Origin of the sequence: Micromonospora haikouensis, from assembly GCF_900091595.1 — a bacterium.
Classification (GTDB): Bacteria; Actinomycetota; Actinomycetes; order Mycobacteriales; family Micromonosporaceae; genus Micromonospora; species Micromonospora haikouensis.
The window spans coordinates 183,064-196,239 of the sequence record NZ_FMCW01000003.1 but is presented as its reverse complement, the minus strand read 5'-3'; the positions used below and the strand labels follow the sequence as shown (position 1 = coordinate 196,239).

Sequence of the window (13,176 nt, the reverse complement as noted above, 5' to 3'; positions counted from 1 at the left end):
CTTGCGGGATCGGCGCCGTTGGCTCGCGGGCTTGCCGCTGTCGGCTTGCGGGATCGGCGCCGTTGGCTCGCGGGCTCGCCGCCCGCGCCGGCCGTGCGCCTCGAATGGGCTGTGCTTGGCCGGCAGGGCCTACGCCTCCGCCGACTTGAGCCTCTCCCTGGCCGGGCACCCGGTGGCGGTCCCCGCCGACCTGGCGTCGTTGGTCGCCATGTCGGCGACATGGGGGTATCCCGAGGCCCCGGATACCGCGATGTCGCCGACATGGCGACGGGTGCCGGAGGAAGGAAGGCCGCCGGACGGAGGAGGCCGCCATGTCGACCCGGCCTGCGTCGGTCCTCGGCGACCAGCCTGTGGACGGGTTCCACGTGAAACGAGGACGTCCGCACGGAAGCCACTCAGCACCATGCTCCTGCTCCGGCTCTCGCCCCCACAAAGCCGCCGCGGACAGCGTCCGAGCCGGACGTCGAGTTTCGGGTCCCGCCGGCCGAATCCGCGTAACTCACCGCCTGGCCCGCCCGATGCCGCGAGTGTCCCGCCCACTGGTTCCACGTGAAACGGTCCTCCGTGCCAAGAGGTGGTGCCGTGCCGCGAGACCTTCGGCAGCCGCAGGCCCGGCAACAGGAGCGGTGGCGGCGAGTTGGTGACGATGAGCCGCTCCAACTCGCTCGCGGTCTGTGGCTCGTGATGGCCGATGCCCGAGTAGCTGCGCTCGGTGATCCCCTCCGGCTGCCTCCCCGCCGGGGGCGGCGAGCGAACGGCCCATCCCGGCCCCGCGCGGAGGCGAGCCGCCGCCCTGTTTCACGTGGAACCGGAGGCCGGGATACCCTCGGCACCACCGGTGCCGACGCGCAGCACGCCGACCCAGGGCTGCGTCCCGGGGCCGGCACCAGCAGCATCAGCCACCGGCCGGAGCGCATGGCTTCAGGAGCCATCGGACACGAAGGGACGTGGAAGCCGGGATCGGGAGGCCGGGGCGCGGAAGACGCAGGACGCTCGGGGGCACGCTCGGGGCCGTCCGATCGGTGCCCCTCGGCCGGGAATGGCGAGCCCCGGACGTGCGCGGCGCGAGGCGGATCCGGCGCTCCCTCTGGTCGGCGCAAGTACGGCCGGGCTCCGGCACCCCGGCCCTGAACCCGTAGCCCTTGTCGGGGACGCGGCCCCCTCACAAGCGCGACCTGAGAGACCGGGGCGGGCCAAGCTGTCGCCCATGAACGGCGGCAGAGCATCAGCTGGCCCTCATGCCATCGCAGGCGTGCGATCCGACCCCACTGCACCCCGCTTGTCGGTTCGGACCTGTACGGCCTCCTCAGCGGGCTGGTCCGCTCTTCCCTGTGCGATCGCGAAGCGACGGGTTGTTCGCCGCGCGCCAACGGCGATCTCTCCGCTCGCCCGTCCTCGGCGATCCTTGAGCCTCGGGGCCAGGTCGGCGGTCCTCGAACGGGGCCCCGAGGCGCTCGGCGCTCCTTGACCGGCCCCGAGGCGCTCGGCGGTCGCCACTGCCCCGACGGCGTCGCTTGCCCCGACGGGTGCAGCAGCAGCCGCGACGGCCCAGCACCAAGGTCGGCACCAGCACGTCGCCCCCGTAGCCGTTCGGCTGGGTGCTCAGGGGAGCCCGTCTTCGGCGGTCATGACGACCGCACCTGCCCGACGGGCTACCGCCGCTTCGCCGCCCCGGACGGCAGCGGGCACACCGACGGCACCACGCGGCTGCGCTGTGCGCGCCCGCGCCGAGATGACGGGAGGGGCGCGGCCGGCGTCGGCTCGATGGGAGGTGTAGAGCCCTTCGCCGATGGTCAGTTCCCCGTCATCGGAGAGGGTGGGGCGCCTCGGGAACCCGGAGAGCCAGGGCGCGGGACGCCGGGGCCCCATCGGTGGACGTCGGGCGATGCGGGAGTGCGCCCCTCGGACGGCCCGCCCCACCCTCGCGGCACCAGGAGCAGGCGTCGCTCAGGCCCTGAAGTCGGCGGCAGATCGGGCCCATCTCCGGGCGCTCAGGCAGCGACCCGCAGGCCGCCGGCTCGTTAGGAACGAGGGAGACAGAAGGCTGTGCACAACCCTCGCCGAGAAGCGCGGAGTTATCCACAGCGGTTTTCCACAGCCCCACCCTGTTTCACGTGAAACCCCGCGTGAAACGCGTTGTCAGCCTGTGGACGACGGGCCGTGGCGACGGTCTCGACGGCCTGTGGATAACGTGTGGACAACGCTCGTGGACCGCGCGGGACGGCACTGCGCGGGGGTGCGGAACTCGCCCCGTCCGGCGACCGCGCGGGCCCGGTCCGAGGGGCCCGGCCGCCCTCGACGCTGGACGAATCAGGTAGGGACAGGGCCCGCTTGCTCGGTTAGGGTCAGCGTCGTGCACGACACCCCTCCCGCAGTCCCCGACTTCACCTCATGGCCTTCCTTCCCCTTCGAGGGCGACCTCCGGGTCAAGCACCTTGAGGACCCCGTCCCGGTGGAACCCCCGCGCAAGGGCGAGGGGAACCGGGAGTGCACGGCCTGCGCCGCGCCCGACGACGCGTACATCTGGGTTGGCGAGCGGTGGCGTGTCCGCGCCATGGACCGGCCCACCGGGCTGCCGATGGTGCTGATCCTGGAGTCCCGCTCCCACCTCGACCTGGGCGACCTGCCCAATCTTCTCGCCGCCGAGCTGGGCGTGATGACGGTACGGCTGGAGAAGGCCATCCGGTCCCTCGACGGCGTCGCCCGCGTCCACGTGAACCGGTGGGGCGACGGGTCGGCCCACCTGCACCTGTGGTTCCTCGCCCGGCCGTACGGGCGGCTCCAGTTGCGGGGCACGTTCCTGTCGCTGTGGGACTCCATCCTCCCGCCGATCTCCGAGCAGCAGTGGCGGGAGAACCTGGCCATGGTGGCCGCCTGGCTGGCCGAGTTCGGTGGCCGGCCGCTGGCCGAGCCGCCCCGCATCCAGTGGCAGGCGCCGTCGAGCATCGGCACCCAGTCGTCCTCCGACGCCGTGGGCGAGGACGACGGCGTCGGCGTGATCGAGGCCGCCGAGGAGATCCCGGAGCCGGCGGACGGGCCGACCGACGACGCCCGGTAGCGGGGGCGGGTGGCCGGCCGTGTCGGAGAGGAGCCGGTCAGCCGCGCCGGGCGGCGGCCCGGGTCACCAGGGAGCCGATCAACCGGCCGAAGTCCAGCCCGGCGGCCTGGACGGCGAGCGGCAGCAGCGACGTCTCCGTCATGCCCGGCGAGACGTTGACCTCCAGCACGTGCGGCTGGCCGTCGGCGTCCACGATCAGGTCGACCCGGGACAGGTCGCGCAGTCCCAGCGCCGTGTGGGCCGCCACGGCGACGCGGGCCACCGTGTCGGCGACCTCCGGGTCGAGTCGCGCGGGGGTGTGCCAGGTGGTCCGGCCGGCGGTGTACCGGGCGGCGTAGTCGTACACGCCGTTGCGGGGCACGATCTCCACGGCGGGCAGCGCCTGCGGGCCCTCCCCGAGGTCGACCACCGACACCGCGACGTCCATGCCCGAGACGTACCGCTCGACCAGCGCCGTCGAGTGGTACGCGAAGCAACCGACCATCGCGGCCGGCAGCGACGCGGCGTCCCGGACCACGGCGGCGCCCAGGCCGGAACCGCCCTGCGCCGGCTTCACCATCAGCGGCAGCCCGAGCCGGTCGACGATCCGGTCCAGCACCGCCACCGCCCCCAGCTCCGAGAAGCGGTCGTGCGGCAGGGCCACCCAGTCGGGGGTGGGCAGGCCGGCCTCGCGGAGCACCGCCTTCGCCGACGGCTTGTCCCAGGCGACGCGGGACGCCCGGGCGTCGCAGCCGACGTACGGGACGTCGCAAAGGTCGAGCACGCCACGCAGCGAACCGTCCTCGCCGGTCGCGCCGTGCAACGCGATCACCACGGCGTCCGGCGGGTCGGCGACCAGCGCCGGGAGCAGGGCCACGTCGGCGTCCCGCAGCTCCGCCTCCACCCCGACGGCGCGGAGCGCGTCCAGCACCCGGCGGCCGGAACGGAGCGAGACGTCCCGCTCGTAGGAGAGGCCACCGGCGAGCACCAGCACGTGCAGCTCGGTGGTGCTGTTGGGGTCGGTCACGGTGATTCGCTCGGCAGGGATCGCAGCCATGCCGGAATCATGCCAAGTCGGGTCCCGGGGTGTCCGCGCCGGCCTGCCCCCGCCGCGAACCGGGACGACCGACGGTGCCGCCGAAGACCCGGCGCATGGCGATGTCCTGCTCCATCACGCCGGCCAGCCGGCGCACCCCCTCCCGGATCCGCTCCGGCGTGGGGAAGGAGAAGTTCAGCCGCATGTTGCCGGTGCCGGTGCCGTCGGCGTAGAAGCCGGTGCCCGGCACGTAGGCCACCCTGGCCGCGATCGCGCGCGGCATCATCGCCTTGGAGTCCAGGCCGTCGGGCAGGCTCGCCCAGACGAAGAGGCCGCCGGTGGGCCTGGTCCAGGTGGTGCCGGCCGGCATCAGGTCCTCCAGCGCGGCCAGCAGGGCGTCGCGGCGCTCCCGGTAGACCTCCCGGTAGACCTTGAGCTGCTCGCGCCACGGCATCGTCCCCAGGTAGGTCGAGACGGCGGCCTGGGCGTACCCGCTGGGGCAGAGGATGTTCGCCTCGCTGGCGATGACCAGCTTGTCGCGGACCGCGTGCGGGGCCAGGATCCAGCCCACCCGCAGCCCCGGGGCGAAGGTCTTGGAGAAGGTGCTGAGGTAGAAGACGCCGTCGCGCCGCCGGGCCCGCAGCGGCCGCGGGGCGTCACCCTCGAAACCGAGCTGCCCGTACGGGTCGTCCTCGATCACCAGCAGGCCCGCGCGCTCGCAGATGTCGAGGACCCGTTCGCGCCGTTCCTCGCTGAGCGTCACGCCCATCGGGTTCTGGTACGTCGGGATGGTGTACAGGAACTTCACCCGCCGCCCGGCCCGGGCCAGCTCGGCGACCGCCGTCTCCAACGCCTCCGGGATCAGCCCGTCGTCGTCCATCGGCACGTGCACGACCTGGGCCTGGGCGGCCTGGAACACCCCGAGCGCGCCGACGTAGGTCGGCCCCTCGGCGAGCACCACGTCACCCGGGTCCAGGAAGAGGCGGGCCACCAGGTCGAGCGCCTGCTGCCCGCCGACGGTCACCACCACGTCCTCCGGGGAGGCCCCGCAGGACGCGTCGATGCCGGAGAGCGCCATCACCTCGCAGATCCGCTCGCGCAGCTCCAGGGTGCCCTGCCCGATGCCGTACTGCAGGGTGGTGACGCCGTGCTCGGAGCCGAGCCGGCCGAGCATCTCGCCCACCGCGTCCAGCGGCAGGGCGGCGATGTAGGGCGCGCCGCCGGCGAGGGAGACCACCTCGGGCCGGCTGGCCACCGCGAACAGGGCGCGGATCTCCGAGGCGGTCATGCCCCGGACGCGCCGGGCGTAGCGGTCGGTGTAGTCGTCGAGCGTCGTGCCGGTCATGACATCACCTCGATCGCGTGTCGGGCGGCTCCCGCCCCCCGGGGGTACCCGGGACACCGCAGACCATGGCGGCACGGGACGCAGACCACCGATGGTAGTCCTTTCCCGCTCGGACCGGCCGATCGATTTGCCGGCCGTCCACATCTCGGACCGGCCCTGCGGCGTAACGGCAGGCCCGAATGGGCGCTGCGGGGTGTTTCGCGCGTCCCCTCCCGTACCGCCGTCCGGCGGCGTACGATCGCTCGTCGGAGGCACCGAAGGCGGCGGCGTCGTTCTCGCCTCCGAGCCTAAGGTGGGGATGCGCCGATGTCGCGACGTCTGGTCAGTTTGACCCTCGACACCCTGGAGGACCTGCCCCGGCCGTGCCGGCAGTGCGTCCACTGGGAGCTTGATCCGGTTTCGGCCGACCGGGCGTGTGCCGCCGGCGACCCGGGGCTGGAGAAGGAGGCCTGGGTCTCGCAGACACTGCTGGAGTGGGGCTCCTGCGGCAAGCTCGCGTACGTCGACGGCATGCCCGCCGGGTTCGTCATGTTCGCCCCACCGGCCTACGTGCCCCGGTCGATGGCGTTCCCCACCTCCCCCGTCTCCGCCGACGCGGCGCTGCTGATGACCGCGCACGTGGTCGCGCCCTTCGCCGGTGGGGGGCTCGGCCGGATGCTGGTGCAGGGCGTCGCCCGGGACCTCACGAAGCGGGGCATCAAGGCGATCGAGGCGTTCGGGGACGCGAAGTTCGGCGACGAGGGCGACCCGGCGGGCGGGTGCGTGGCCCCCGCCGACTTCTTCCTGTCGGTGGGCTTCAAGACGGTCCGCCCGCATCCCCGCTTTCCCCGGCTGCGGCTGGAGCTGCGCACCGCGCTGAGCTGGAAGTCCGACGTCGAGTACGCCCTGGAGAAGCTGCTCGGGTCGATGAGCCCCGAGACCCTGCTCCGGCCGGTCCGGCCCGCCCCGGCGACCCGCTCCACCGGCGGCTGACCGGCCGGCGTTCGGCCTCGCACACGCGCCACCGGCCGTCCCGGGGCGGGCGGCTCAGTTCGCGCCCACCCGGCGACCTGCCGCGACCGCCGCGCGCAGCGCGCTGACGTCGATCGAGCCGGTGGGCACGTCCCGTTCGATCGGGAAGTACATGCGCTGGACGGCGGCGACGATCGCCTCGACCAGCCGGTCCCGGAACCGGGGGTCGACCAGCCGCCCCCGGTCGGTGGGCGACGTCAGATAGCCCACCTCCACCCGCACCGCCGGCATCCGGGTCAGCCGCAGCAGCTCCCACGTCTTGGCGTGGGTACGGCAGTCCCGCAGGCCGGTGCGGGCCACGATCTCCCGCTGCACCAGCCCGGCCAGCCGCTCGCCCGTCGCGGAGGTGACTCCGTTGCCGGTGCCGTAGTGATAGGTGGCCACCCCCTCCGCCTCCGGGTTGGCGTGCCCGTCGGTGTGCAGCGAGATGAACACGTCGGCACCGAGGGAGTTGGCCAACTGCGCCCGCTCGGCGTCCGGCAGGCAGCTCTGCGGCGTCGGGCCCCTGGTGAGCTGCACCCGCACGCCCGCTGCCGCGAGCCGCCCCTCCAGCCGGCTGGCCAGGTCGTGCACCAGGTCGGCCTCGGTCCAGCGCAACGGGCCGTCCGGCACCACCACCCCGGGGTCGGTGCCGCCGTGCCCCGGGTCGATGACCACGGTCCGGCCGACGAGGGTCGGGCCGGCCTGCCGGATCGCGTCGGACTCGCGCAGCCACTGCGGCCGGCCGCCCACCACCTTCCGCCCCAGCCTGCGCAGCGTCCCCATGGTCTGCGGGCCGCAGGAGCCGTCCGGCTTGAGCCCCATCTCGCGCTGGAACTGGGCCACCGCCCGCGAGGTGCGTACGCCGTAGACGGCGTCGGCGCGTCCCACGTCGTACCCTATCTCCAGCAGGCGTTCCTGGAGCGACCGGACGTCCTCGCCGGTCAGCGGCTCCGGCACCGCGTGGTAGAGGGTGCGCGCGCCGAGCCGCCAGCGGGCGGCGTCCAGGGCGCGCCAGGTCTCCGCGCCGACCCGCCCGTCGACGCTGAGCCCCCGGGACTGCTGGAACGCCCGCACGGCGCGTTCGGTGTCGGCGTCGAACTCGTCGCCGGCCGAGGGCCCGGCCGCGAGCAGGTCGAGACCGGTCAGGACGGCGCGGATCTCGCGCACCGCCGGTCCACGGTCACCGGGTCGGATCGGACGCACGCTCGCCCCCTTCGCAGGGTCGCCGGCCGGCGGCTCCCGGGTTGAGGCTATGCGGTCCGGCCGCCCGGGGTGGCGGTGTCCGCGCAGGTCACGGCCCGCGAAACGCGAAACCCCGCACCCAACGGGGTACGGGGCTTCGCGTAGCGGCTGTCAGAGCGCGGACTGGATCAGCTTGACCAGCTCGCCCTTCGGCTTGGCGCCGGCGATCGACTGGACCGGCTCGCCGTTCTTGAACACGGTCAGGGTCGGCACGGACATCACCCGGTACGCGCGCGCGGTCTCCGGGTTCTCGTCGATGTTGAGCTTGACGATGCTGACCTGGTCGCCCATCTCGCCGGCGATCTCCTCGAGCAGCGGCGAGACCTTGCGGCACGGGCCGCACCACTCCGCCCAGAAGTCGACGAGCACCGGCTTGTCGGACTTCAGCACGTCGACGGCGAAACTCGCGTCGGTGACCGCCTTTGTCGCTCCCACTATGACCCTCCTACGGGGGTTGCGATGTGTTCCTTCAGTCGTTCGGTGCGCCACCCGGGAAGCCCGGGGTGCGGCGCTCAGCCTTCGAGCGTGGCGATGAAGCGCTCGGCGTCGAGGGCGGCGGCGCAGCCGGTGCCGGCCGCGGTGATGGCCTGCCGGTAGGTGTGGTCGACCACGTCACCGGCGGCGAACACGCCCGGGACGCTGGTGCGGGTGCTGGGGGCCTGCACCTTGACGTACCCCTCGTCGTCCAGCTCCACCTGGCCCCGGAAGAGCTCGCTGCGCGGGTCGTGGCCGATCGCCACGAAGACGCCGGTGACGTCGAGGACCTTGGCCTCCCCGGTGTGCACGTTGCGGACGCGGACGCCGGTGACCTTGCCGTCGTCGCCGAGGACCTCCTCGACCACGCTGTTCCACTCGACCTTGATCTTCTCGTTGCCCAGCGCCCGCTCGGCCATGATCTTGCTGGCCCGGAACGAGTCGCGCCGGTGGATGATGGTGACCGACTCGGCGAACCGGGTGAGGAAGCTGGCCTCCTCCATCGCCGAGTCGCCGCCGCCGACGACCACGATGTGCTGGTTGCGGAAGAAGAAGCCGTCACACGTGGCACAGGACGACACGCCGTGGCCCAGGTATTCCTGCTCGCCCGGCACGCCCAGCGGGCGCCAGGCGGAGCCGGTGGAGAGGATGACGGCCCTCGCCCGGTATGCCGTCTCGCCGACCCACACGGTGCTCACCGCGTCGGAGCCGACGCTGCCGGTCTCGGTCAGCTCGACCCGGGTCACGTCGTCGGTGAGGAACTCGGCACCGAACCGCTCGGCCTGCTTGCGCATGTTGTCCATCAGCTCGGGGCCGAGGATGCCGTCGGCGAAACCGGGGAAGTTTTCCACCTCGGTGGTCGTCATCAGCGCACCGCCGGACTGCACGCCCTCGATGATCAGGGGCTTGAGGTTGGCGCGCGCGGCGTAGACCGCCGCCGTGTAACCGGCCGGCCCGGAGCCGATGATGATCAGGTTGCGGACCTCGTCCACTGCCGTCTCCCGATGTGTGTGGTCGCCATCGGCACGCGCACCGATGCCGGTCGGAGCGTCGACGCCGCGCGGACGCCGACTACTGACTTGCAGAACGTCATCGTACGAAGTGGGGATTCCCGAGCCGGTCATCCGGTGGGTCACGTCACGTGGAAGAACGGCAGATGTGAATCAGGCGCGGCCGGTGGAGGCCCGCCGAGCCGGCCGCGGCCTCACCCTACCCGCGTCCGGTAGCGGGTGTCGGCACCGGACCCGGGCACCCCGCACTCGGGGCCGCTCACCCACGCCCAGCGCTCCCCGGACGGGTCGACGAAGCGTACGACCAGCGCCGGCGCGCCCCGGAAGCGCGCGTAGTCGACGAGGTCGACGGTGAGCGGAGCGGCCCCGTGCTCGGCGCTGACGGCCGCGAGGCAGTTGGCCAGGGCAGCGGTGCCGGTGAGCCGGCCCAGGTCCCCGACGGCCGGCAGCCGTTCGCCGTCGTCGCCTGCGGCCGGCGCGTCCGGCCCCGACCCGAACGACCTCGGCGGCTCGCTGGCACCGGGGGACGGCCGATCGCCGGCGGCCAGGGTCTCCGGCGTCCAGTCGGTGCCCGAGCGCCGCGGCGCGCCGGCGATGGTGAACGCGCCGCCGCCCGACTCCGCCTGCGCGCTGATCGCCCGGTCGGCCGTGCCGCCACTCTGGTCGCTGCCGCCGACCACCTGGTTGAGCCCGAACCCGACGGCGACGACCGAGGCCGCGGCCAGGGCCACCGGCCCGGCGAGCCGCGCCCAGCGCCGCCCACGGCCCCCGGGGCGGCCGGTCGCCGGGCCGGGACCGCCGGCGGGCCGGCGCGTACCGCCGGTGGGCTGGGCGGGCACCCGGCCGACCCGGGGCGGGTCGGCGAGGCCCGCCCGGTCGGGCTGGTCGGTGACACCGGCGGGCGTGCCGGGGCCGGCACCAGCCAGCGCGGCGGTGATCCGGTCGGCGACCACCGGCGGCATCTGCGGTGCGGGCCCGGCCCAGGCCGCGAGGGCGTCGCCGACCGGAGCCAGGGCCGCTGCCAGCGCGTCGTGGGCCTCGGCCCAGGCCGGGTCCTCCGCGACGAGCCGCGCCACGACCGCCTCGTCGGGGGTGCCGTCCAACGCGCCGCCGAGGTAGTCGGCGAGCAGGTCGAGGTCGACCTCCCTGAACCCCCCGGCAGTCACGAGTCCTCCTGGTTGGCGACGCGCCGGGAGCGTCCCGACCCTGATCGGACGCCGTCGGCGGGCCGGGGGTTCCCCTGGGTGACGGCGGGCACGTCCGGGCCGTGGGAGCCGTCGGCACCGGCGCGCGGCGAGGCCAGCCGCACGGCGGGGCCGGGCTGTCGGCCCGCCCCTGCGGCGTCGCCGGCCGGGCCGTCGGGCAGTGCGCCCGTACGCAGGTGCCCGAGGGCGACGGCGAGCCGGGCCCGACCCCGGGCGCAGCGGCTCTTGACCGTCCCCTCGGCGACGTCGAGGATGCGGGCCACCTCGGCCACCGGGTAGCCCTGCACGTCGACGAGGATCAGCGCCGCCCGCTGCTCGACGGGCAGCTCGGCGAGCGCCTGCCGGACCACCAGGGCGGTGTCGTGGTCCTGGACGGGGGCGGCGGGCTCCAACCCGCCGGTCGACGGGCCGCCGTCGACGCCGTGCGTGCCGTCGGGCAGCGGGACGGTCGGGTGCGCCTGCCGGCGGCGGATCCGGTCGAGGCAGGCGTTCACCACGATCCGGTGCAGCCAGGTGGTCACCGCCGAGTCGCCCCGGAACCGGGCCGCCGCCCGGTGGGCGGACAGCAGCGCGTCCTGGAGGGCGTCGGCGGCCTCCTCGCGGTCGCCGAGGGTCCGCAGGGCGACCGCCCAGAGCCGGTCCCGGTGCCGGTGGAACAGCTCGGTGAAGGCGTCCCGGTCACCGGCGACGTGGGCGCGCAGCAGGTCGACGTCGCTCGCGCGCTCGCCGTGAGCGTCCATCACCGCGCCCGATCGCTGCGGTGCCCCGTCGCCGGGCCCCGGTTCACGACCCCTGGACCGTGATCTCCTGGACGCCGACCTGGTAGCCCCGGTCGTTCGGGGGCAGCTCGGTGATCCAGAACAGCAGGTAGCGGTATTTCGCGTCGGCGTCGAAGCCGTTGAAGGTCATCGTGGTGCCGTCGTGCTGCTCGAAGGGCTGCCCGATCGGGTTCTTCTTGTAGCTGGCGAACAGCTCCTTGTCGCCCGACGACGTGGGCGGCGGGTCGGTGGTGCCCGCGAACAGCTGGGCGGAGGCCCCGGTGGCGGAGAGGCTCACCTGCACCGACTTGACGGTGCGCTCCTCGCCGAGGTCGATCCAGACGCCCATGCCGCTCTTGGTGTTGCCGAAGTTCGACCGGGTGTAGGTGTCGGTGTCCCAGCCCTTGTCCGCGTCGCCGTCGATCACCTTCTCGGCCCCGCCCAGCTCGTCGCGGAGCTTGCTGTCCGGGTCGACGATGCGGACCTCGGTCACCGACAGCTTGCGCACGGCGGCGGGGGTCGCCTCGGTCGCCGGAGCGCTGCTGGACGGCCGGGCCACCGGCTCGGTCTCCGGCGTCTCGTCGTCGTTGCCGAGGATGCTGATGCCGATGAGCAGGCCGACGAGGGCGACCGCCAGCAGGCCGGCGATGCCGACGGCGACCTTCCGCCCGGCGACCGAGGCCAGCGGCGACGGCTCCTCGCCGTTGTCGGCGGCGAACCGCAGCGGGCCGGCGGGCTCCAGGTAGCCGTCGTCCTCCACCGGGATGTCCAGCCGGGCCAGCTCGGCCGAGAGCACGTCCGACGGCGGCGGGGCGATGCCGGCGTCGAGCAGGTCCATGGTGAGGTCGTCGAGGTAGGCCGGCACGCCGGCCCGGACCTGGCGGGGCGCGGCGATCGCGCCGCTGGCGTCGCGCACGGCGTCGGGGATCGCGGCCCGGCCGTGCCCGGCGGTGGCGCCGTGCAGCGGGGCCTCGGCGTGCGGCCAGTGCCCGGTCAGGGCGAAGTAGAGGATGCCGCCGATCGCGCGGACGTCGTTCTCCTGGCTGTCGGCGCCGTCGGTGCGGGCGTCGGCCAGGACCACGCGGCCCTCGTCGCTGATCATGACGGTGCCCGGGTGCACGTTGCCGTGCACCATGCCGGTGGCGTGCACGGCCGCCAGCGCGCTGGCCACGGCGTTGCCGATCGCGGTCGTCCGGCCCGGGTCGAGGGGGCCGTCGGCGACCATCTCCCGCAGGGACCGGCCGTCCACCCACTCGCGGACCACGTACGCCCGCTCGGCCTCGTCGATCGCGTCGTACACGCCGACCAGGTTGGGGTGGATCACCCGGCTGGCCGCGACGGCCGCCTGGAGCATCTCGGTGGCCGAGTCGCCGCCCGGGTAACGCAGCACGACCGCGACCGGGCGGCGCAGCACCACGTCGACCCCGCGCCAGACCAGCCGGCCCGCGCTGTCGTTGTTGATGTGCTCGACCAGCTCGTACCGCTCGGCGAGGATCTCACCGGCCGTGGGAGCACCGAAGGTCATGATCGGCGGAGCGCTCTCCTCCGCCTGCTGACCCTCGCCGACCTGGGTCACCCGTCCTCCCTCGGTGATCGTGTCGATCGATGGACCCGCGCTGCTGGGCATCTGGCTTCCCGCTCTGCCTGTTGAGGAACCGACCGACGGTCTCGACGCGGAGCGCCGGGGTCAGCCGTACCCGTCGAGAGCGACCTTACCCGGGTTGCCGGCCTCCCCGACATGTCATCTTCCCGGCGTACCCGGCTGAGGTGCCGGGAGTGGCCGCGCCTGTCCGGTTACGACCGTTGTCGGCCGCGTTGCTGGCACATGTACTAGCCAATCTAGAGGTTGACGGCAAGTAGTCGTTGCAGGGGCCGCGCCGGTGTGGCGTCCGGGCGACGGCGACGGATTCCCCGCCGAACGGCCCGCCATGCTCAGCCTTACGGCTGGTTGTCCACAGGGCTTTATGGCTGCTGAGCGGCGAATCGCTGAGTTATCCACAGGGCTGTCCCCAGCCTGGTGATCCTCGATCACGCTCCGTGTCTGCCGGGCGGAGGGCCCGAAGCGACCAGCCGGCC

The 13,176-nt window shown here is 73.9% G+C and carries 10 protein-coding genes; 2 read left to right on the top strand and 8 right to left on the bottom strand.

The features are described from left to right. Positions 1-2,353 precede the first annotated feature (2,353 nt). Positions 2,354-3,058, top strand: coding sequence for a hypothetical protein (locus tag GA0070558_RS04405; RefSeq protein ID WP_091275999.1), 705 nt, complete (start codon positions 2,354-2,356; stop codon positions 3,056-3,058). A 37-nt stretch (positions 3,059-3,095) separates the two neighbouring features. Here GA0070558_RS04405 and GA0070558_RS04400 read toward each other — a convergent pair whose 3' ends face one another. Continuing rightward, positions 3,096-4,094: a D-alanine--D-alanine ligase family protein gene (locus GA0070558_RS04400; protein WP_077935356.1), complete on the bottom strand. Its 999-nt coding sequence runs from the start codon at positions 4,092-4,094 to the stop codon at positions 3,096-3,098. A gap of 7 nt (positions 4,095-4,101) precedes the next feature. Further along, the gene (locus tag GA0070558_RS04395; protein WP_077935355.1) at positions 4,102-5,418 is read right to left on the bottom strand and encodes an aminotransferase-like domain-containing protein; all 1,317 of its coding nucleotides are present in this window, start codon (positions 5,416-5,418) and stop codon (positions 4,102-4,104) included. 306 nt (positions 5,419-5,724) lie between these two features. Between GA0070558_RS04395 and GA0070558_RS04390 the strand changes: the two genes are divergently transcribed. After that, on the top strand, positions 5,725-6,390 hold the full coding sequence (locus GA0070558_RS04390; protein ID WP_077935354.1) for a GNAT family N-acetyltransferase: 666 nt from the start codon (positions 5,725-5,727) through the stop codon (positions 6,388-6,390). A 54-nt stretch (positions 6,391-6,444) separates the two neighbouring features. Here the strand turns inward: GA0070558_RS04390 and GA0070558_RS04385 are convergent, their stop codons facing one another. From GA0070558_RS04385 to GA0070558_RS04360, 6 genes are all read right to left on the bottom strand, one after another. After that, positions 6,445-7,614, bottom strand: coding sequence for an N-acetylmuramoyl-L-alanine amidase (locus tag GA0070558_RS04385; RefSeq protein ID WP_091275996.1), 1,170 nt, complete (start codon positions 7,612-7,614; stop codon positions 6,445-6,447). Positions 7,615-7,764: 150 nt separating this feature from the next. Then, the gene (gene trxA / locus GA0070558_RS04380) at positions 7,765-8,088 is read right to left on the bottom strand and encodes a thioredoxin (protein WP_043960991.1); all 324 of its coding nucleotides are present in this window, start codon (positions 8,086-8,088) and stop codon (positions 7,765-7,767) included. A gap of 77 nt (positions 8,089-8,165) precedes the next feature. After that, positions 8,166-9,119, bottom strand: a complete 954-nt coding sequence (gene trxB, locus GA0070558_RS04375; RefSeq protein ID WP_091275992.1) for a thioredoxin-disulfide reductase — start codon at positions 9,117-9,119, stop codon at positions 8,166-8,168. 212 nt (positions 9,120-9,331) lie between these two features. Next, positions 9,332-10,303 carry an RsmA family anti-sigma factor gene (locus tag GA0070558_RS04370; RefSeq protein ID WP_091275989.1) on the bottom strand — a complete coding sequence of 324 codons (972 nt, stop codon included), beginning with the start codon at positions 10,301-10,303 and terminating at the stop codon, positions 9,332-9,334. Then, positions 10,300-11,082 carry an RNA polymerase sigma factor SigM gene (gene sigM, locus GA0070558_RS04365; RefSeq protein WP_043960985.1) on the bottom strand — a complete coding sequence of 261 codons (783 nt, stop codon included), beginning with the start codon at positions 11,080-11,082 and terminating at the stop codon, positions 10,300-10,302. The genes GA0070558_RS04370 and sigM overlap by 4 nt, the downstream gene beginning before the upstream one ends. 43 nt (positions 11,083-11,125) lie before the next feature. After that, entirely contained in the window at positions 11,126-12,727 is a 1,602-nt protein-coding gene (locus GA0070558_RS04360) for a protein kinase family protein (protein WP_091275986.1), read from the bottom strand. Positions 12,728-13,176: the final 449 nt, after the last annotated feature.